Source organism: Streptomyces sp. NPDC052721 (assembly GCF_040678315.1).
In the GTDB taxonomy this organism is placed as follows: domain Bacteria; phylum Actinomycetota; class Actinomycetes; order Streptomycetales; family Streptomycetaceae; genus Streptomyces.
The window spans coordinates 61,964-80,052 of record NZ_JBFATL010000014.1; the positions used below are offsets into that span (position 1 = coordinate 61,964).

18 protein-coding genes and 1 tRNA gene are annotated in these 18,089 nt (G+C 72.7%); 8 read left to right on the plus strand and 11 right to left on the minus strand.

Features of this window, described 5'->3' with window-relative positions; translation table 11 throughout:
* Positions 1-64 precede the first annotated feature (64 nt).
* Positions 65-1,720 (minus strand): diguanylate cyclase CdgB, encoded by a 1,656-nt coding sequence (cdgB, locus tag AB0L21_RS16125; protein ID WP_365784550.1) that lies wholly within the window; start codon positions 1,718-1,720, stop codon positions 65-67.
* A 369-nt stretch (positions 1,721-2,089) separates the two neighbouring features.
* Here cdgB and AB0L21_RS16130 point away from each other — a divergent pair, with 369 nt between their 5' ends.
* Both AB0L21_RS16130 and AB0L21_RS16135 read left to right on the plus strand, forming a co-directional pair.
* A complete protein-coding gene (locus AB0L21_RS16130; protein WP_365709879.1) occupies positions 2,090-2,662 on the plus strand; it encodes a flavin reductase family protein in 573 nt (190 codons plus the stop codon).
* An 80-nt stretch (positions 2,663-2,742) separates the two neighbouring features.
* On the plus strand, positions 2,743-3,204 hold the full coding sequence (locus tag AB0L21_RS16135) for a GNAT family N-acetyltransferase (RefSeq protein WP_365784552.1): 462 nt from the start codon (positions 2,743-2,745) through the stop codon (positions 3,202-3,204).
* Between the two features lie 17 nt (positions 3,205-3,221).
* On the opposite strand, the gene AB0L21_RS16140 is transcribed toward AB0L21_RS16135, so the two are convergent.
* Positions 3,222-4,061, minus strand: a complete 840-nt coding sequence (locus tag AB0L21_RS16140) for a sigma-70 family RNA polymerase sigma factor (protein ID WP_365784554.1) — start codon at positions 4,059-4,061, stop codon at positions 3,222-3,224.
* 107 nt (positions 4,062-4,168) lie between these two features.
* Positions 4,169-4,606, minus strand: a complete 438-nt coding sequence (gene arfB, locus AB0L21_RS16145; protein WP_365709873.1) for an alternative ribosome rescue aminoacyl-tRNA hydrolase ArfB — start codon at positions 4,604-4,606, stop codon at positions 4,169-4,171.
* A gap of 166 nt (positions 4,607-4,772) precedes the next feature.
* Between arfB and AB0L21_RS16150 the strand changes: the two genes are divergently transcribed.
* The gene (locus tag AB0L21_RS16150; protein ID WP_365709871.1) at positions 4,773-5,348 is read left to right on the plus strand and encodes a TerD family protein; all 576 of its coding nucleotides are present in this window, start codon (positions 4,773-4,775) and stop codon (positions 5,346-5,348) included.
* A 48-nt stretch (positions 5,349-5,396) separates the two neighbouring features.
* Here AB0L21_RS16150 and AB0L21_RS16155 read toward each other — a convergent pair whose 3' ends face one another.
* A complete protein-coding gene (locus tag AB0L21_RS16155; RefSeq protein ID WP_364862032.1) occupies positions 5,397-5,897 on the minus strand; it encodes a hypothetical protein in 501 nt (166 codons plus the stop codon).
* A gap of 71 nt (positions 5,898-5,968) precedes the next feature.
* On the opposite strand from AB0L21_RS16155, the gene AB0L21_RS16160 reads away from it, so the two are divergent.
* Positions 5,969-7,363: a M1 family metallopeptidase gene (locus tag AB0L21_RS16160; RefSeq protein ID WP_365784556.1), complete on the plus strand. Its 1,395-nt coding sequence runs from the start codon at positions 5,969-5,971 to the stop codon at positions 7,361-7,363.
* Between the two features lie 37 nt (positions 7,364-7,400).
* Here AB0L21_RS16160 and AB0L21_RS16165 read toward each other — a convergent pair whose 3' ends face one another.
* The 3 genes from AB0L21_RS16165 to AB0L21_RS16175 form a co-directional block, all read right to left on the minus strand.
* Positions 7,401-8,960 carry a M4 family metallopeptidase gene (locus AB0L21_RS16165; RefSeq protein WP_365784649.1) on the minus strand — a complete coding sequence of 520 codons (1,560 nt, stop codon included), beginning with the start codon at positions 8,958-8,960 and terminating at the stop codon, positions 7,401-7,403.
* 384 nt (positions 8,961-9,344) lie between these two features.
* Entirely contained in the window at positions 9,345-9,476 is a 132-nt protein-coding gene (locus AB0L21_RS16170) for a hypothetical protein (protein ID WP_365784651.1), read from the minus strand.
* Between the two features lie 214 nt (positions 9,477-9,690).
* Positions 9,691-10,380 carry a pentapeptide repeat-containing protein gene (locus AB0L21_RS16175; RefSeq protein WP_365709867.1) on the minus strand — a complete coding sequence of 230 codons (690 nt, stop codon included), beginning with the start codon at positions 10,378-10,380 and terminating at the stop codon, positions 9,691-9,693.
* Positions 10,381-10,502: 122 nt separating this feature from the next.
* On the opposite strand from AB0L21_RS16175, the gene AB0L21_RS16180 reads away from it, so the two are divergent.
* Both AB0L21_RS16180 and AB0L21_RS16185 read left to right on the plus strand, forming a co-directional pair.
* On the plus strand, positions 10,503-11,675 hold the full coding sequence (locus AB0L21_RS16180; RefSeq protein ID WP_365784558.1) for an FAD-dependent oxidoreductase: 1,173 nt from the start codon (positions 10,503-10,505) through the stop codon (positions 11,673-11,675).
* A gap of 47 nt (positions 11,676-11,722) precedes the next feature.
* The gene (locus tag AB0L21_RS16185; RefSeq protein ID WP_365784560.1) at positions 11,723-12,706 is read left to right on the plus strand and encodes a zinc-binding dehydrogenase; all 984 of its coding nucleotides are present in this window, start codon (positions 11,723-11,725) and stop codon (positions 12,704-12,706) included.
* A gap of 331 nt (positions 12,707-13,037) precedes the next feature.
* Here the strand turns inward: AB0L21_RS16185 and AB0L21_RS16190 are convergent, their stop codons facing one another.
* Genes AB0L21_RS16190 through AB0L21_RS16200 form a run of 3 tightly spaced genes read right to left on the minus strand, consistent with a single transcriptional unit; the run spans position 13,038 to position 15,620 of the window.
* Positions 13,038-13,517, minus strand: a complete 480-nt coding sequence (locus AB0L21_RS16190) for a GNAT family N-acetyltransferase (RefSeq protein ID WP_365709860.1) — start codon at positions 13,515-13,517, stop codon at positions 13,038-13,040.
* Between the two features lie 32 nt (positions 13,518-13,549).
* Positions 13,550-14,956, minus strand: a complete 1,407-nt coding sequence (locus tag AB0L21_RS16195; RefSeq protein ID WP_365784562.1) for an FAD-binding oxidoreductase — start codon at positions 14,954-14,956, stop codon at positions 13,550-13,552.
* 10 nt (positions 14,957-14,966) lie between these two features.
* A complete protein-coding gene (locus AB0L21_RS16200) occupies positions 14,967-15,620 on the minus strand; it encodes a rhomboid-like protein (RefSeq protein WP_365784653.1) in 654 nt (217 codons plus the stop codon).
* Here AB0L21_RS16200 and AB0L21_RS16205 point away from each other — a divergent pair.
* The gene (locus tag AB0L21_RS16205) at positions 15,619-16,530 is read left to right on the plus strand and encodes an aminoglycoside phosphotransferase family protein (RefSeq protein ID WP_365709854.1); all 912 of its coding nucleotides are present in this window, start codon (positions 15,619-15,621) and stop codon (positions 16,528-16,530) included. The genes AB0L21_RS16200 and AB0L21_RS16205 overlap by 2 nt on opposite strands.
* Positions 16,531-16,571: 41 nt before the next feature.
* On the opposite strand, the gene AB0L21_RS16210 is transcribed toward AB0L21_RS16205, so the two are convergent.
* Positions 16,572-16,645, minus strand: a tRNA-Thr gene (locus tag AB0L21_RS16210).
* Positions 16,646-16,852: 207 nt separating this feature from the next.
* Here AB0L21_RS16210 and ugpC point away from each other — a divergent pair.
* Positions 16,853-17,989 (plus strand): sn-glycerol-3-phosphate ABC transporter ATP-binding protein UgpC, encoded by a 1,137-nt coding sequence (gene ugpC / locus AB0L21_RS16215; protein ID WP_365784564.1) that lies wholly within the window; start codon positions 16,853-16,855, stop codon positions 17,987-17,989.
* Positions 17,990-18,089 lie beyond the last annotated feature (100 nt).

Below are 18,089 nucleotides of genomic sequence, written 5' to 3' on the forward strand. Positions count from 1 at the left end.
AGCCTACCCGCTCTCACTGGCCCAAACGGGTGACTCGGACCGCATCAACTCGCTGACCTGCGGTTCATCCGGCACGCCGGTGCTGTTTGGGACGAGATCGTTTCTCTACGTACATCCGCTCGTCAGCGGACTTCAGCACCTCGTCCGCCGTCATGCCGCAGTGTGCCCAGCCGATGCCGAAGCTGGCGCCCACCCGGACGGCCCGGCCCTCGGCGCGGATCGGCTGGATGATCTCGTTGCGCAGCCGTACGGCGAGGTCCTGGGCGTCGGCCCGGCCGAGGCCGTCGGCGAGGATCACGAACTCGTCGCCGCCGAGCCGGGCGACCGTGTCGCCGTCGCGGACGCCGTTGCTCAGCCGCCGGGCGACCTCGATGAGCACCGCGTCGCCCGCGTTGTGCCCGAACCGGTCGTTGATCGACTTGAAGCCGTCGAGGTCGCAGAAGAGCACCGCGAGGCCCTTGGTGCCGTCGTCGCGGCCGTCCTCGGGGGCGACGGTGTGCACATGGTGGTCGTGGGCGTCGAAGCCCTCCGCGCCCGGCGTGAAGTCGAAGCCGTGGCCGGCGGGGGCGTCGAAGGCGGGGTGGCCGTAGGCCGCGTCCAGGGACTCCACGGCGCCGGCGTGGGCGGGGCGCTGACAGAGCCGGGCGGACAGGCGCGAGCGCAGTTCGGCGGAGTTGGGCAGGCCGGTCAGCGAGTCGTGGGAGGCGCGGTGGGCGAGCTGCAGTTCGCGCCGCTTGCGCTCCTCTATGTCCTCGACGTGGGTGAGGAGGAAGCGGGGGCCGTCGGCGGCGTCGGCGACGACGCTGTTGCGCAGGGACACCCAGACGTAGGTGCCGTCGCGGCGGCCCAGACGCAGTTCCGCACGGCCGCCCTCCGCGGAGGTCCGCAGCAGGGTGCCGACGTCCTCGGGGTGGACGAGGTCGGCGAAGGAGTAGCGGCGCATCGCGGAGGCGGGCCGGCCGAGCAGCCGGCACAGGGCGTCGTTGGTGCGCAGGATGCGGCCGTGCTGGTCGCCGCCCATCTCGGCGATGGCCATGCCGGAGGGGGCGTACTCGAAGGCCTGCCGGAAGGATTCCTCGCTGGCGCGCAGGGCCTGTTGCTCGCGCTCCAGGCGGACCAGGGCGCGCTGCATGTTGGCGCGCAGGCGCGCGTTGCTGATCGCGATGGCGGCCTGGAAGGCGTACATCTGGAGGGCCTCGCGGCCCCAGGCGCCGGGGCGGCGGCCGTTGCGCGGCCGGTCGACGGATATGACGCCGAGCAGTTCGCCGCAGGAGCTGCCCTGCACGCCGGGGGTGTACATGGGCGCGAAGAGCCGGTCGGAGGGGTGCCACTCGTCCTCGAAGCGCGGCGCGGGCCCGTCGGTGTACCACTGGGGGACGTCGTCGTCGTCGAGGACCCAGCCCTCGGTGTGCGGTATGAAGACGAGGTCGCCCCAGCGTTCGCCCATGTTCAGCCGCCGGTCCCAGGACTCGCGGGAGCCGGCCCGGCCGGTGATCAGGGCCTCGGCGGCGGAGTTGCCGGAGAAGGCGGCGACCACGAGATCGCCGTCCTGGCGGACCAGGTTGACGGCCGCCATCTCGTAGCCGAGGGCGGTCACGGCGCCGTCCGCGACGGTCTGCAGTGTGTCCGCCAGGCTGCGTGCCGTGTTCATGTCGGCCATGACCTGGTGCAGCTGTCGCAGGGACGCAAGACGGACATACGGCTCCGACTCGGTCTCCATGCTCACCCTCCCCCCGAGACCTCGCAGCGAATCAAGGGTTGTGTCTGAACCTCTTCGTGGCTTCTCCGCCACTGAATCACAGCGCGAAGCCCACTCGGTACACAGGGTCAACAATTCCTGCCTCTTGTGACTCAAGTCACAGGAGAACGTGAACAATTGAGTGGAGTTTCTGCGTTTGCCCTGTGCGTTTACTGAACGCACAGCGTGCGCCTGTGCTCACATGATGCACGGATCTGGCCGCATGGGTGCGCCGCTGGTCGCCGCACGCGTGCGCCGCTGGTCGCCGCACGCGTGCGCCGCTGGTCCTAGGACCCGCCTCGGGCGGAGGGCCGATGCGGGCCGCGCGGGGCGGAGACTAGCGTTTCCGGCGTGCTGAAGACTCCCTCCCCCACGACCCCCCTGCCGTCCGGGCATGCTGAGGGGGTGAGCAACGACGAGTTCCGGGCCGCGATGTCCCGGCTGGCCGCGGGCGTGGTCCTGGTGACCGCGCAGGAACCGCCGCTGGCCCCGGACGACCCCGAGGCGCCGGGCGTGGAGGACGTCGGCATGACCGCCACCGCTTTCATGTCCGTCTCCCTCGACCCGCCGCTGGTCCTGGTCAGCCTGCGCACGGGCGCCCGGATGGACGACCTGCTCGACGAGCAGCCGCTGTGGGCGGTGTCGGTCCTCACCGAGAGCCAGCGGCACATCGCGGGCCGCTTCGCCATGAAGGGACGCATCAGCGACCGGCTGCTCTTCGAGGACATCCCCTACGTCCGCGGCGAGGTCACCGGCGCCCCGCTGGTCGGCGGCGCGCTGGCCACCCTGGAGTGCCGGACCGAGCAGCGGGTGACCGCCGGGGACCACACCCTGGTCATCGGCCGCGTCCTCACCGCCCGGGTGCCGAGCGCCGAGGGCGGCCCGCTGCTGTACTTCCGGGGGCGGTACCGGCAGTTGGGCTGAGGGGCATCGCCTCGCGGCCCCGCCGGGCCGAGCGCCGAATTCCGTGGCGGGCGGAGGGACCGCCCGCCTACGGTGCGCGGATGACACCACGTCTGGAAGAAGTCACCCCGCGGAACTTCGACACCGCCGTCGCCGTCCGTGTCCGCCCCGACCAGGAACACGCCGTCTCACCGGTCGTGCAGTCCCTCGCCGAGGCCTACGTACATCCCCCCGGCGTCGCCTGGCCCCGCCTGATCGTCGACGACGGCCGCGCGGTCGGCTTCCTGATGGCCTTCTTCGGCATCGACTGGCACGGCGACGGCAGCGTGCGCCGCTCCGGGCTGTGGCGGCTGAACATCGCCGCCGGCGAGCAGGGCAGGGGTTACGGCCGATTCGCCGTCGACGCCGTGGCCGGTGAGATCCGCCGCCGGGGCGGCACGGAGCTGTACGTCAGCCGGCACCCCGGCCCGGACGGCCCCGAGGACTTCTACCTCCGCCTGGGCTTCCGGAAGAACGGGGAGACGAGCGGGGGCCAGACGGTGGGAGTGCTGGACCTGTCCTGAGCGGCATCCGTCCTGGGCTAGACCTCCTCGACGGTGAGGTCCGCCAGCCGGGCGGGGTCGGCGATGATGTCGATCACGCAGATGCGGTCGGCGACGAAGGTGAAGGCCAGGACCCGCTCCGGACGGCCGTCGGCGAACACGGCCAGGCCGGTCGCGCCGTCGACCAGCACCGGACGCGCGACGCGCGCCAGATGGGCGAAGCTCGCCGCGGCGGCGGCGACCCGGGCCGCACCGCTGTTCACCCCGGCCTCGGTACGGGCCTCGACCTCGGGGTCGAGCACCTCCAGCAGCCCGTCGAAGTCGCCGTTCCGCGCGGCGGCCAGGAAGGCGTCCACCACCTCGCGCTGCCGGGCCAGGTCGGCCTCCGGCGCCTCCACGCCCCGCACCCGGCGCCGGGCCCGGCTGGCGAGCTGCCGCGTCGCGGCCGGGCTGCGTCCGAGGATGCCGCCGATCTCCTCGAAGGGCACCCCGAACAGGTCGTGCAGCACGAAGGCGAGCCGCTCGGCCGGGGAGAGCGTGTCCAGGACGACGAGGAGGGCCGGCCCGACCGAGTCGGCGAGCAGGGCGTTCCGCGCGGGGTCCGGCTCGGCCGAGGGCGCCGGCTGCCAGGTCTCCAGCGGCTGCTCGCCCCGGGAGCGGCGGGAGCGGAGCATGTCGAGGCAGACCCGGCCGACGACGGTCGTCAGCCAGCCGCCGAGGTTCTCCACCTGCCGGGTGTCGGACCGGCTGAGCCGGAACCAGGCCTCCTGGACGGCGTCCTCGGCCTCGGCGGCGGAGCCGAGCATCCGGTGGGCGACGGCCCGCAGATGTCCCCGGTACGCCTCGAACCGCTCGGCGAGAAAGTCGTTGTCGGTCATGGGTGGCTGCGGCCTCTCCGTCGTCGTCCTCGGCGGTCCCGAGTGCTCCCGCACCACCCTGACGACAGGGAGCCGGGAGATGTGACAGGCCGCGGCCCCCGGTCCGCCTAACCCCAGTCCCGGCCCGAACGGCCCCGCTTGGTCTCCGCGCGCTGCTTCTTCTCCCGCAGCCGGCGTTCGTTGATGCCGCGCGGGATGCGGGTCGGCCTGCGGGGCTTGGGCGGCGGTGCGGTGGCCTCCGCGAGGAGCGCGGCGAGGCGTACGGCGGCGGTCTCCCGGTTGCGCCACTGGGAGCGGTGCTCCGAGGCCCGTACGGACACCACCCCGTCGACGAGGCGGCCGGCCAGCCGCCGCAGCGCCCGCTCCTTCCACACCGGAGGGAGCGCCTCCGTGCGGGCGAGGTCGAAGCGCAGCTCGACCTGCGAGTCGCTGGTGTTGACATGCTGTCCACCGGGCCCGGACGACCTGGAGAAACGCCACATCAGCTCGGCCTCGGGAAGCGAGACGGAGCCACGGATGAGGTAGGGCCCGGACATGTCTTTCATGTTCCCGGCCCGGCCCGCCTCACGTCACCTGGATTTCCGGTTCGGTAAAAAAGGTAAAGGGATCCGGAACCATGGGGACACCCCTCGACGTTGTCCCGGGTGACGGTAGCTTCGTCGGCACAGAGTGCACGGATATGCACGGGTATCTAAGGAAGGGACTCCCAACATGGCTGTAAGCCTGTCCAAGGGTGGCAACGTCTCGCTCACCAAGGAGGCTCCGGGCCTGACCGCCGTCACCGTGGGCCTCGGCTGGGACGTCCGCACCACGACCGGCACGGACTTCGACCTGGACGCGTCCGCCATCGCGGTGAACCCCCAGGGCAAGGTCTACTCGGACGCCCACTTCGTCTTCTTCAACAACAAGCAGACCCCGGACAACTCGATCGTCCACACGGGCGACAACCGCACGGGCGAGGGCGCCGGCGACGACGAGGCGATCAACGTCAACCTGGCCGCGCTGCCGGCCGACATCGACAAGGTCGTCTTCCCGGTCTCCATCTACGACGCCGAGAACCGCGGCCAGAACTTCGGCCAGGTCCGCAACGCCTACATCCGCATCGTCAACCAGGCGGGCGGCGCCGAGATCGCGCGCTACGACCTGTCCGAGGACGCGGCCACCGAAACGGCCATGATCTTCGGCGAGCTGTACCGCAACGGCGCGGAGTGGAAATTCCGCGCGGTGGGCCAGGGTTACGCCTCGGGCCTGGTGGGCATCGCCCAGGACTTCGGCGTGAACGTCTGACGAGCGCGGCGGTGCGAGAAGATCCCCGGCTCACACCGGGGGTCCTCTTCACGGCACCCGGGGGAAGCGGGCCTGGAGGGTCCAGATCGCCGGGTTCTCCGCCAGGTCCTCGTGGAGGTCGACGAGGTCCGCGAGCAGGTCGTGCAGGAAGTCGCGGGCCTCGCGGCGCAGTTCGGTGTGGGAGAAGGTCAGCGGGGACTCCTCGGCCGGCATCCAGTCGGCGGTGATGTCGACCCAGCCGAAGCGGCGCTCGAAGAGCATCCGGTCGGTGGACTCGGTGAAGTCCAGCTCCGCCCGCTGCGGCCGGGCGGCGCGGGAGCCCATCGGGTCCCGGTCCAGCCGTTCCACGATGTCGCACAGCGCCCACGCGAAGTCCAGCACCGGCACCCATCCCCAGGCTGTGGACAGCTCCCGGTCGGTCTCGGTGTCCGCGAGGTAGACGTCCCCGCAGAACAGGTCGTACCGCAGCGCGTGGACGTCCGCGCGGCGGTAGTCGGTCTGCGGGGGGTCCGGGAACCGGTTGGAGAGGGCGTAGCCGATGTCGAGCACGGGGGAGATGGTGTCACGCCGGCCCGCCGCACCCCTGCCCGCGTGCGCCCCGCCCGCCTAAGATCGCTGACATGTCCAGATCCGTACGCCTTGTCCCGGCCCTCGCCGCGCTCCTCGCCCTCGCCCTCACCGGCACCGCGTGCGACGGCGGCGTGCGGGGCACCCCGGGCGGCTCCGGCGTGCGCGACCCGTACTTCCCGAAGGCCGGCAACGGCGGCTACGACGTCGGCCACTACGCCCTCACCCTGGACTACACCCCGGCCACCCGCCGGCTCACCGGCACGGCCGTCATCACCGCCCGGGCCACGCGGGACCTGTCCGCCTTCGACCTCGACCTCGCCGGGCTGCGCGTCGACTCGGTCACCGTCGAGGGCGAGGAAGCCCGCTGGAACCGCGCCGGACAGGAACTCACCGTCCGCCCGCACGACGACCTCACCCGGGGCGAGACGTTCCGCACGACCGTCCGCTACTCGGGCACCCCGCGCACCCTCACCGACCCCGACGGCTCCGAGGAGGGCTGGCTGCCCACCGCCGACGGCGCCCTCGCGCTCGGCGAACCCGTCGGCTCCATGGCCTGGTTCCCCGGCAACCACCACCCTTCCGACAAGGCGGCGTACGACATCTCGGTCACCGTGCCGAAGGGCCTCCAGGCGGTCTCCAACGGCGAGTTGACGGAGCAGAGCACGAAGGGGGGCCGTACCTCCTACCACTGGCACACCGGTCAGCCCATGGCGAGCTATGCCGCCACCGTCGCCATCGGCCACTACGACATCGCCCGCAGCACCGGCCCGCACGGCCTGCCCGTGATCACCGCCGTCGACCCCACCCAGGCCAGGGCGAGCGCCAAGGTGCTCGCCGAGATCCCGGAGATCCTGGACTGGGAGGAGTACAACTTCGGGCCGTACCCCTTCTCCTCGTCCGGTGCGATCGTCGACCGCCCGCACGACGCCGGCTACGCCCTGGAGACCCAGAACCGGCCCGTCTTCCCCGCCGACGAGCTGAACACCTCGGTCCTCGTGCACGAACTCGCCCACCAGTGGTACGGCGACTCGGTCACCCCTCGGTCCTGGCGGGACATGTGGCTCAACGAGGGCTTCGCGACGTACGCGGAGTGGCTGTACCAGGAGGACCACGGCGGGCCCACCGCCCAGGAGACGTTCACCCGTCTGTACGAGGGCGACCGCGAGGAGATCTGGGCCTTCCCGCCGGCGAAGCAGTCGGATGCCGCGCACATCTCCGGCAGCCCGGTCTACGAGCGCGGCGCGATGGTCCTGCAGAAGATCCGGCAGAAGGTCGGCGACGACACCTTCTACGCCATCCTCCAGGGCTGGGCCGCCGCCCACCGCCACTCCACCGCGAGCACCGCCGACTTCACCGCGTACGTCGAGAAGAAGGCCCCGGACCAGGACTTCGGCGGGATCTGGAAGGACTGGCTGTACGGCGACGGCAAGCCGGACCACCCGTGAGGACGGGCGGCCCGGCCACCGCGGCGCCGTGCCCGCGCTACTTGACGTTCACGGCCGCCCAGGCCGCCGCCACCGCGTTGTACTCCGCGCTGCCCGAGCCGTACAGGTCGGCCGCGGCCTGCAGGGTGCCGGTGCGGGCACCCGCGTAGTCCGTGGACGAGGTGAAGTACGTGGTCAGGGCCTTGTACCAGATCTGGGCCGCCTTGTCCCGGCCGATGCCGGTGACCGTGGAGCCGTCGTAGGTCGGGGAGTTGTAGGACACCCCGTTGACGGTCTTCGCGCCGCTGCCCTCGGACAGCAGGTAGAAGAAGTGGTTGGCGACACCGGACGAGTAGTGCACGTCCAGGCGGCCGACGGTGCGCGACCAGTAGTCGGCGGAGGCGCCGTCCTTGCTGGGCTTGTCCATGTAGCGCAGCGGGGTGCCGTCGCCGTTGATGTCGATCTTCTCGCCGATGAGGTAGTCACCGGCGTCGGCGGAGTTGTTCGCGAAGAACTCCACCGAGGTGCCGAAGATGTCGGAGGTGGCCTCGTTCAGGCCGCCCGACTCGCGGCTGTACTTCAGGCCGGCGGTGGCCGCGGTCAGACCGTGGCTCATCTCGTGCCCGGCGACGTCGAGCGAGGTCAGCGGGTCGGCGTTGTTCGCGCCGTCGCCGTACGTCATGCAGAAGCAGCTGTCGCTCCAGAACGCGTTGACGTAGGCGTTGCCGTAGTGGACGCGGGAGTAGGCGGCCTTGCCGTCGCCCGCGATGCCGTTGCGGTTGAAGGCGGACTTGTAGAAGTCCCAGGTGACGGCGGCGCCGTAGGCCGCGTCGACGGCGGCGGTCTGGCGGTTGTTCACGGTGCCGTCGCCCCAGAGGTCGTCGGCGTCGTGGAAGAGGGTGCCGGTGCCGGTGGTGCCGCCGTTCAGGTCGTACGTCTTGTGGCCGCCGCGCCCGCCGTCGGTCAGGTCGTAGCCCCCGGAGGCGGCGGCGGTGGTGCCGAGCGGGACGGTGCCGCTGTACTGGCTGGTGCCCGTGCCGGTGTCGACGGCCTCGAAGGAGTACAGCCGCTCGCCGGTGCGCGCGTCCGTGATGACGTGCAGCTCGCTCGGGGTGCCGTCGTGCCGGCGGCCCTTGACGACGGACTCGTAGGCGAGGACCGGCTTGCCGGCGGCGGCCCACACGATCGTGCGGGCGGTAACGGCGCTGGCCTTCGCGGTGCCGGCGGCCTTGAGGGCGGTCTGCTTCGCGGCGGCCGGGGACACGGCCGCCGTCGTGCTCGGCACGGATATCCGGGCCCTGGTCGCCTGGCTGACGCCCTTCAGCGCACCGTTCTTCGCCGCGTGGACGACCAGGTCACCGCCGAGCACCGGCAGACCGGCGTACGTGCGCTCGTAGCGGGTGTGGACGGTGCCGTCCGCGTCCTTGACCACGTCCCGGACGACCAGCTTCTCCTGGGCGCCGAGCCCGAGTTCACGGGCCGCCGCACCGGCGTGCTGCTGGGCCGACTCCAGCGCGGCGGCACGGGCCGGGGCGCTGAGTGCGACGGCCTTGGCGCCGGAGGGGTGCGGCGCGGGCGCGGCGGTCGCGGCGCCGTTCTGCAGGGCGAGGACGACCATCGCCGCGGAGCCGACCAGGGCCGCGGCGCGCACGGCGGTCTTGCGGGGAGTACGGGAGGCGCCGGTGTCGTGGGGCTGCTGTCTCACTCGATCTCCTTCTGTCCGGTCTCGTGGGGTGGAGACACAGAGGGCCACAGGGGATGCACAGACTTGCGGCGGGCGAGGAGAGAGTGACACCGGAACCCGGCTGTTTGACAGAGCGCCGTCAAGACTTTACGTGTTCGTATCCGAATGCCGTGCTGCGGAATCCGTTATACGGACACGGGGCCCAGTCTCAACCTCCGTCTCTTCCAGCGCACTTGAGGCGTGGAACGTCACACCCGACGCGCCTCCCACTCGTCCGGCCGCGCGCGGCCCGGCGGCCACACCGGCTCCGCATCCTCGTCAAGTTCCCGTCTGCTCCACCCGCGCGTGTTCCCAGGCGCGCAGGAGGGGGCCAGCTCCAGGTCGGTCCGGCCGGTCTCCTCCCCGCAGCTCCCGCAGCGCGCCCTCGCGCGGACCCTCGTCCGCCTCCATGCCGCCGCCGGGCAGGGCCCAGTGAAGGCCGGCCTCGACGAGATCACCACCGGCCGCCCCTCGACGCGGTCCGGCCGCCACCTGCTCGGCGCCGTATGTCGTCCGGGGCCGGGATGCCGCCGTGGCACGGCAGGCGTTCGAGAATCACGCGCCACGCACCGGGGTGCCCATGGAGTGCCTCACGGCTCTTTCGCCATGGAGTCGATGACGCGAGTCACATGACCCGGATCCCCATCGCCGCCGCCAGCACCGGGGCCAGGTCCAGCAGTTGACCCGTGCTGATCACGGCGCCGGAGAGCCGGTCCAGGCCCCGGGTGATCTCCAGCGGAGCGGCCCCGCGCAGGTCGACGTCCGTCAGGGTCGCCCCGCCGAAGTCGGCCCCCTTCAGGGCGCAGTCGGTGAACTCCACCCGTTCCAGGCGCGCGCCCGCGAAGTCCGGTTCGACCAGGACGCAGGACTCGAAGACGACGTCCTTGAGGCGGGCCTCGCGCAGGTTCAGACAGTCGATCTTGCCGCCCCGGACCACGACTCTCTCCAGCACGGCGCCGTGCAGCTGCGTGCCGCCCAGGCGTGCGTCGACCAGTTCGACGTCTCTGAGCGTGGCCTCGGCCAACCGCGTCCCGACCCCGCGCAGTCCGGTCAGCACCGAGTCCAGCACCCGGGCCCGGCCCAGCGCGGTCTCGTCCACCGCGCAGCCGGTGAGCGCGCAGTCCATGAACCGGGCGCCCGCGCCGTCCTGCCCGGCCAGGTCGCACTCCCGGAACTCCAGCCCGTCGTAGTCGCCGTCCGGCTCCAACTCCCCCACAGCCCAGGGCTCCAGGGGCGGCAGCCGCACCTCCGGCCGCCGCGCGCCCCGCACCGCCGCCCGGCCCGCGGACCGGCTTCCCGTCGCTCGCCTCACCATGCGCCCATGCTGCACCCCGTCACTGACAATCCGTCCCGAGCTGGGAAAACCCCCGGGATGTCACACGCGGCGGGGTGCCGGCCGTCGTACTCCCGAGCAGTGCACCGACCTCAGGGAGAACCATGCACAAGCCCGCGCACCACATCACCGTCATCGGCGGCGGCTTCGCCGGACTCACCGCCGCGATCACCGCCGCCGAGGCCGGCGCCCAGGTCACCGTGTACGAGGCCCACGGCACCCTGGGCGGGCGGGCCCGGACGGCGCAGGGGCCGTACCGGACCAACGAGGGCCCGCACGCGTTCTACGCCGGCGGCCCGCACTGGGCCTGGCTCAGGCAGCGGGACCTGGTCGGCCCGCTCGCTCCGCTGCCGCCCCTGGAGGCCGCCCGGCTGCGGCTGCGCCACCACGGTGTGCTGCGCCGTACCCCGCCCTTCGCCATGCTCAAGCTGCTGCGGCGCCGGGTCGGCCCGGCCCCCGTGGACGCCGACTTCCTCGGCTGGGCGACCGGGATCGCGGGCGAGGAGGGAGCCCGCGCGGCGGCCCACTACGCGGCGGTGGCGCTGTTCCACCACGACCCGGGCGGCCTGTCCGCCGCCTTCGTGCAGGAGCGGCTGCGCCGGGCCGCCAAGCTGCCGCCGGAGGCGCACTATCCGCGCGGCGGCTGGGGCGGGGTCATCGACCGGATGGCCGCGCGGGCCTGGAACACGGGCGTGCGGATCGAGACGGGGGCCCGGGTGGACGAGCTGCCGGAGGACAGCCCGGTGGTCGTCGCCACCGGCCTGCCCGCCGCCCGGCGGCTGCTCCGCGACGACTCGCTGGAGTGGCCGAGCGGCCGTACCGTCCTCCTCGACCTCGCCGTACGCACACGGCGCGGGGACGCCTTCGCCGTCTCCGACCTGGACGCGCCGGGCTGGATCGAGCGCTTCACCGCGCAGGACCCGTCCCTCGCGCCGGCCGGGGAGCAGCTGGTCCAGGGGCAGTTCCCGATCGGGCCCGGCCAGGCCCGGGCCGACGGCGTGGCCCGCGCCGAGCAGCTGCTCGACCTGGGGCTGCGGGGGTGGCGGGAGCGGGTGACCTGGCGGCGGGAGGCGGTGGCGGACGGCCGTACGGGGGCCGTGGACCTGCCGGGCCGCAGCTGGCGGGACCGGCCCGCAGTGGACCGTGGCGACGGGGTCTACCTCGTGGGCGACCAGGTGGCGGCGCCGGGTGTGCTCGCGGAGGTGTCCTTCAACAGCGCGGTGACGGCGGTGTCCCTGATCCTCGGCCGGCCCGCCCTTGACCTCAAGCGCGCTTGAGGTCCGAGGGTGGGGGTCACACCGCGCCTCGTCTCCCTGGGGGTCCCATGCACGCCGTCCGCCTGTACGCCTTCGGCCCGGCCGAGAACCTGACCTACGAGGAGGTCCCGGACCCCGTCCCGGGCCCCGGCCAGGTGCGGATCGCGGTCGCCGCGGCCGGTGTGCACCTGCTCGACGCGGCCCTGCGGGAGGGCCACCGGGGTCCGCTGCCGGAGCCGCCCCGCCTGCCGACCGTGCCCGGCCGGGAGGTCGCGGGGGTCGTGGACGCGCTCGGCGACGGCGTGGACGACCTGTGGCTCGGCCGACGGGTGGTGGCCCACCTGGGGTTCGCGCCCGGCGGGTACGCCGAACTCGCCGTCACCGAGGTCGAGCGGGTGCACGACATCCCGGAGAACCTGGACTTCGCCGCCGCCGTCGCCATGATCGGCACGGGCCGTACGGCACTGGGCATCGCGCAGTTCGCCGAGCCGGGACCGGACGACGTGGTGGTCGTACCGGCCGCGGCCGGCGGCATCGGCACGCTGCTCGTGCAGCACGCCAAGAACGCCGGGGCGACCGTGATCGGGCTCGCCGGCGGCCCGGAGAAGACCGCCCGCGTCCTGGCCACGGGCGCCGACCTCGCCGTCGACTACACCGCCCCGGACTGGCCCGCCAAGGTCCGCGCCCGGCTCGGTGCGCCGGAAGAGGCGGAGCTCGCCACGATCGTCTACGACGGCGTCGGCGGGGACGTCGCCCGGGAGGCCGTCGCGCTGCTCCGCCCCGGCGGCCGGCACCTGGTGTTCGGCTGGTCCGCGGAGGGCATCGGGCAGGGCCGGGGGTACCACGTCGAGGGCGTCTCGGAGTCGGTGCTCGGCCCGGCGATGCTGGAGCGGGCCGGCGGCCTGCGCGCGCTGGAACTGCGCGCCCTCGCCGAAGCCGCGCGGGGCCGGCTGCGCCCGGCCGTCACCCGCTTCCCCCTCGCGGAGGCCGCCGCCGCGCACCGGGCACTGGAAGGGCGGGGCACGACCGGCAAGGTCGTACTGGAACCGTGACGGACGGCGGCGGCGCGTGCCGGGGGGCGCGGTTCGCCGTCGTGTGCGGGCGCCTGGTGGCCGCTCCCGCCCGGGCGGCGGCGTCGGTGGCCCGCGCCACGGCACCGGGCCCACGCGCGCGGTTTCCTGCCGTCCGTCGGAGCGGCGGCCACCCCCGCGCGGGCGGGCCGCACCCGCGCCTCGGGCGTCCGGCGGGGCCGCGAGCGACACAGCCCCGCGCCCCGTGAGCACGCTGCGGCTCGCCCGCCCAAGGGGCGCGGGGAACTGCGCGACCGGCCCAAGGACGACCTGTGTCCGCCGGACCACCGCCACCGCCACCGCCGGTGCCGAGTCAGCCGGACGAGCCCAGCGCGGTCAGGGCCTCGTCCGTGAGCCGGTACACCGTCCACTCGTCCTGCGGCCGGGCGCCCAGCGCCTCGTAGAAGCCGATCGCCGGCTGGTTCCAGTTCAGCACGGACCACTCCAGCCGCTCGTACCCGCGCTCCACGCAGATCCGCGCCAGCTCGGCCAGCAGCGCCCGCCCGTGGCCGCCGCCGCGCGCCTCCGGGCGGACGAACAGGTCCTCCAGATGGATGCCGTGCACCCCGCGCCAGGTGGAGAAGTTCAGGAACCACAGCGCGAACCCGACCGGATCCCCGCTCGCCTCGTCCACCGCCATGTGCGCGAACGCGGCGGGCCGCTCCCCGAACAGGGCCTCCCGCAGCTGCGCCTCACTCGCCCGGGCCTCCTCGGGCGCCTTCTCGTACTCGGCCAGCTCACGGATCAGGGTGTGGATGACAGGGACGTCGTCGGGGGTCGCGGTACGAATCATGCCGCGAGGGTAACCAGCCCGAGGCCCGGGCCTCAGTGCCGTCCCGCCACCCGGTCCGCCACCTTCGCCAGCCGTGAGGACTCCGTGCCCGGGCGGAGGCGTTCGCGCTGGTCGGCGGCGCGATAGGTGGCGTACATGCCCTGGACGCCCAGCCAGCGGAAGGGTTCCGGCTCCCACTTGCGGACCTTGTGGCCGACCCAGGGCAGCTCCGTCAGCTCGGTCCGCCCGCCCTGCCCGGAGTCCCGCTGGACCAGGTCGCGCAGGGTGCGGGCGGCCAGGTTGGTGGTGGCGACGCCGGAGCCGACGTAGCCGCCCGCCCAGCCGAGGCCGGTGGAGCGGTCGAGCGTCACCGTGGCGCACCAGTCGCGCGGCACACCGAGCACGCCCGACCAGGCGTGCTCGATCCGCACCCCGGCCAGGGACGGGAAGAAGCGGGTCAGGATCTCCCGCAGGGCCTCGACGGTCGCCGTCTGCGTCCGGCCGTCGTTGTCGGTGCGCGAACCGAAGCGGTACGGCACCCCGCGCCCGCCGAGCGCGATCCGGCCGTCGGCCGTGCGCTGGGCGTACATGTAGGCGTGCGCCATGTCGCCGAGGGTCTCCCGGCCCGCCCAGCCGATCGCCGCCCACTGCTCCCCGGTCAGCGGCTCGGTCGCGATCATCGAGGAGTTCATCGGCAGCCAGGTCCGCCTCTGCCCCTTGAGGGAGGCGGTGAAGCCCTCGGTGCAGCGCAGGACGTAGGGCGCGCGGACGGTGCCGTAGGGGGTGACCGCGTGCTTGGGGCGGATCTCCGTCACCGGCGTCGACTCGTGGATGGTGACGCCGAGCGCCTCCACGGCCGCCGCGAGCCCCTTGACCAGCTTCACCGGGTGCAGCCGGGCCCCGTGCGGGGTCCAGGTGGAGCCGACCGCGTCCGCGATCCGGATCCGCTCGGCGGTCTCCCGGGCGCCGTACAGCTCCCGGTCCTTCTCGCCGTACGACAGCTCGTGCTGGTGGAACGCCTTCAGCCGGGCCAGCTGCGCCGGGGTGGTGGCCACCTCCAGGACGCCGCCCTTGTGCACGTCGGCGTCGATGCCCTCCGCCTCGGCGACCGCGATCACCTCGGCCACGGTGTCGTTCATCGCCCGCTGGAGCCGTACGGCGGCCTCGTGGCCGTGCAGCTTCGCGTACCGGTCCCGGCCCGCGATCCCGTTGTACAGCCAGCCGCCGTTGCGGCCGGAGGCGCCGTACCCGCAGAACTTCTGCTCCAGCACGGTGATGCGCAGGAAGGGTGCGGCCTTCTTCAGGTAGTACGCGGTCCACAGGCCCGTGTAGCCGCCGCCCACGATCACGACGTCGGCGGACGCGTCCCCGGGCAGCGGCTCCCGCACCGCCGGAAGGCCGTCGTCCGTGTACCAGAAGGAGATGCCACCGTTCACGACACTGCTCGCCGAGCTGCTCATGGCCGGGACGTTAACCCCTGAGCCCGGCCAGTGTCTCCTTCGGATTCCATGCTTTTCCGCGGCCCCTGACCAGCGGATAGCAGGCGAGACCGATCAGTACGGCGACGACGTGACCGAAGTCGGTGAAGGTCGGCCCGGCGGCCGGCGGCAGCCCGAACACGGCCAGTACCGCGAGCAGATACGCGTACCGCCAGGGCGCCGCGATCCGGTAGACCAGCACCGCCATCACCCCGGCCAGCGCGTAACTCACCCCGATGTCCAGGGTGTACACCGCCGAATGCGGGGCCATGCCCCGGCGGATCGCCTCCAGCAGCGCCCCCTCGCTGATCAGCGAGGCCAGCACGTGCGCCAGCACGCACACCGCCAGCCAGCGGGCCGTGCCCAGCCAGCGCTCGGCCGGCGCGTGGAACACCGTGTACAGGAAGGCGTACGGCACCCAGTGCCCGCTCTCGATCCACATCGCGCTGGCCACCAGCACCCGCAGCGGATTGCGGGACAGCTCGTGGATGTTCGTCGACCGCCGCCGCAGGAAGTGCTCCTCGAACTCCGGCGGCATGTGGTGCAGCGCGACCGTCGTCACGCACAGGATCCCCAGCCACACGTACGTGCCGGGAGCACCGCGGACATACGCCCACACCCCGCTCAGGCCCCGGAAAATTCGCATGAGCCGATTCACGCACGCCAGTATCGTCCGCTTCGTGATCGACATCCCGGGCGAGCTGGCGGAGGCGCAGGAGGCGTACAACGGCGCGGCGGGGCGGGCGTTCATCGCCGCACTGCCGGACCTCGCTGCCGGCTTCCTGCACCGCTGGCGGCTCACGCTCGACGGGCCGTCGATGAACGGCGTCAGCGCCCTGGTCCTGCCGGTCGTCCGCGCCGACGGCCTCCGCGCGGTCCTCAAGCTGCAGCTGACGGACGAGGAGAGCGTGGGCGAACCGGTCGCGCTGCGCGTGTGGGACGGCGACGGGGCGGTACGGCTCCTGGACCACGACCCGGCCACCGGCACCATGCTCCTGGAGCGCCTGGACGAGTCCCGGATGCTGGCCGGTCTCGGCGACACCCGCGAGGCCGTCCTGGTCATCGCCCGGCTGCTGGCCCACCTCACGTCCTTCCCGGCCCCGCCCGGCCTGCGCCGCCTGGGCGACATCGCCGAGGCCATGCTGGAACGGACCCCCTGGGCGCTGAAGCGCATCCCGGACCCCGGGGCCCGCCGGATCGTCGCCGACTGCGCCGCCGCCGTGCGCGAGGTCGTCCACGACCCCGGCGACCGGCTCCTCCACTGGGACCTGCACGACGAGAACGTCCTCGCCGCCGACCGCGCCGACTGGCTCGCCATCGACCCCAAGCCGCTGGCCGGCGACCCCGGCTTCGAGCTGTGGCCCGCCCTGGACAACCGCTTCGAGGCGGCCGAGGTCCGCTGGCGCTTCGACGCGATGACCGACGTCCTCGGCCTGGACCGGCCCCGGGCCCGCGCCTGGACCCTCGGCCGCCTGCTCCAGAACGCCCTGTGGGACGTGAAGGACGACCGCCCGGTCCAGGCCCGGCAACTGGAGATCGCTCGCCTGTTGGCATGAAAAAAGCCCAGGTGGGAAGCGGGTCCCGCCCGGGCTGTCGGAGCCCCCTGTCGGATTCGAACCGACGACCTTCGCTTTACAAGAGCGGCGCTCTGACCAGCTGAGCTAAGGAGGCGTGCACCTGGGTGCCCGTGCAGTGTACCCAGGTCTCGGGGCCGCCCTGTCGAAAATTTCCGCGAAGTTCACATGGGCCGAGGTACTGACAGAGCGAGTGAACGCCAGGTACCGTCCTGATCCAGTTCACTCGCGTGGACTACACCAACCACCTTCCTACAACGGATCGTCCGGCACGTTCCTGCCGGTAGAAGGGGGCCCATTCACCATGGCCACAGTAACGTTCGACAAGGCGACCCGGATCTACCCGGGTTCCACCAAGCCCGCCGTCGACGCACTCGACATCGCGATCGAGGACGGCGAGTTCCTCGTCCTGGTCGGCCCGTCCGGTTGCGGAAAGTCCACCTCCCTGCGGATGCTCGCGGGCCTGGAGGACGTCAACGCCGGCGCCATCCGCATCGGTGACCGCGACGTCACGCACCTGCCGCCCAAGGACCGGGACATCGCCATGGTGTTCCAGAACTACGCCCTCTACCCGCACATGACGGTCGCCGACAACATGGGCTTCGCGCTCAAGATCGCCGGCGTCAACAAGGCGGAGATCCGGCAGAAGGTCGAGGAGGCCGCGAAGATCCTCGACCTCACCGAGTACCTGGACCGCAAGCCGAAGGCGCTCTCCGGCGGTCAGCGCCAGCGTGTCGCGATGGGCCGCGCGATCGTCCGCGAGCCGCAGGTCTTCCTCATGGACGAGCCGCTGTCCAACCTGGACGCCAAGCTCCGCGTCTCCACCCGTACGCAGATCGCGTCCCTCCAGCGCCGCCTCGGCATCACCACCGTCTACGTCACCCACGACCAGGTCGAGGCCATGACGATGGGCGACCGCGTGGCCGTGCTCAAGGACGGCATCCTCCAGCAGGTCGACTCGCCGCGGAACATGTACGACAAGCCCGCGAACCTCTTCGTCGCCGGCTTCATCGGCTCCCCGGCGATGAACCTGGTCGAGGTCCCGATCACCGACGGCGGCGTGAAGTTCGGCAACAGCGTCGTCCCGGTCAACCGGGACGCCCTGAAGGCCGCCTCCGACAAGGGCGACCGCACGGTCACCGTGGGCGTGCGTCCCGAGCACTTCGTCGTGGTCGAGCACAACGGCTCCGTCGCCGCCTCCCTGTCCAAGGACGCCTCCGACGCCCCGGCCGGCCTCGCCGTCTCCGTGAACGTCGTCGAGGAGACCGGAGCCGACGGCTACGTCTACGGCACCGTCGAGGTCGGTGGCGAGACGCGGGACCTCGTGGTCCGCGTCAGCAGCCGTTCCGTGCCGGAGAAGGGCTCCACGCTCCACGTCGTACCGCGGCCGGGCGAGACCCACGTGTTCTCCACGTCCACCGGCGAGCGGCTGTCCGACTGACGGCCGACGGCACCGGAAGGGCCCCGCGCGCTCGGCGTGCGGGGCCCTTGGCGTCGGGTCCGTCGTCGGATGCCGGCGCTGGATACCGGCGCTGGATCCT

What these genes read in the sequence shown, in the direction of transcription:
- AB0L21_RS16140 (WP_365784554.1), bottom strand. Translation starts at nt 4,061, where the DNA reads ATGACCGACAACGACTTTCTCGCCGAGCGGTTCGAGGCGTACCGGGGA.
- AB0L21_RS16150 (WP_365709871.1), top strand. Translation starts at nt 4,773, where the DNA reads ATGGCTGTAAGCCTGTCCAAGGGTGGCAACGTCTCGCTCACCAAGGAG.
- AB0L21_RS16180 (WP_365784558.1), top strand. Translation starts at nt 10,503, where the DNA reads ATGCACAAGCCCGCGCACCACATCACCGTCATCGGCGGCGGCTTCGCC.
- AB0L21_RS16175 (WP_365709867.1), bottom strand. Translation starts at nt 10,380, where the DNA reads ATGGTGAGGCGAGCGACGGGAAGCCGGTCCGCGGGCCGGGCGGCGGTG.
- AB0L21_RS16160 (WP_365784556.1), top strand. Translation starts at nt 5,969, where the DNA reads ATGTCCAGATCCGTACGCCTTGTCCCGGCCCTCGCCGCGCTCCTCGCC.
- AB0L21_RS16195 (WP_365784562.1), bottom strand. Translation starts at nt 14,956, where the DNA reads ATGAGCAGCTCGGCGAGCAGTGTCGTGAACGGTGGCATCTCCTTCTGG.
- arfB (WP_365709873.1), bottom strand. Translation starts at nt 4,606, where the DNA reads ATGAAAGACATGTCCGGGCCCTACCTCATCCGTGGCTCCGTCTCGCTT.
- AB0L21_RS16165 (WP_365784649.1), bottom strand. Translation starts at nt 8,960, where the DNA reads ATGGTCGTCCTCGCCCTGCAGAACGGCGCCGCGACCGCCGCGCCCGCG.
- ugpC (WP_365784564.1), top strand. Translation starts at nt 16,853, where the DNA reads ATGGCCACAGTAACGTTCGACAAGGCGACCCGGATCTACCCGGGTTCC.
- AB0L21_RS16190 (WP_365709860.1), bottom strand. Translation starts at nt 13,517, where the DNA reads ATGATTCGTACCGCGACCCCCGACGACGTCCCTGTCATCCACACCCTG.
- AB0L21_RS16170 (WP_365784651.1), bottom strand. Translation starts at nt 9,476, where the DNA reads ATGGAGGCGGACGAGGGTCCGCGCGAGGGCGCGCTGCGGGAGCTGCGG.
- AB0L21_RS16200 (WP_365784653.1), bottom strand. Translation starts at nt 15,620, where the DNA reads ATGCGAATTTTCCGGGGCCTGAGCGGGGTGTGGGCGTATGTCCGCGGT.
- AB0L21_RS16135 (WP_365784552.1), top strand. Translation starts at nt 2,743, where the DNA reads ATGACACCACGTCTGGAAGAAGTCACCCCGCGGAACTTCGACACCGCC.
- cdgB (WP_365784550.1), bottom strand. Translation starts at nt 1,720, where the DNA reads ATGGAGACCGAGTCGGAGCCGTATGTCCGTCTTGCGTCCCTGCGACAG.
- AB0L21_RS16185 (WP_365784560.1), top strand. Translation starts at nt 11,723, where the DNA reads ATGCACGCCGTCCGCCTGTACGCCTTCGGCCCGGCCGAGAACCTGACC.
- AB0L21_RS16205 (WP_365709854.1), top strand. Translation starts at nt 15,619, where the DNA reads ATGAGCCGATTCACGCACGCCAGTATCGTCCGCTTCGTGATCGACATC.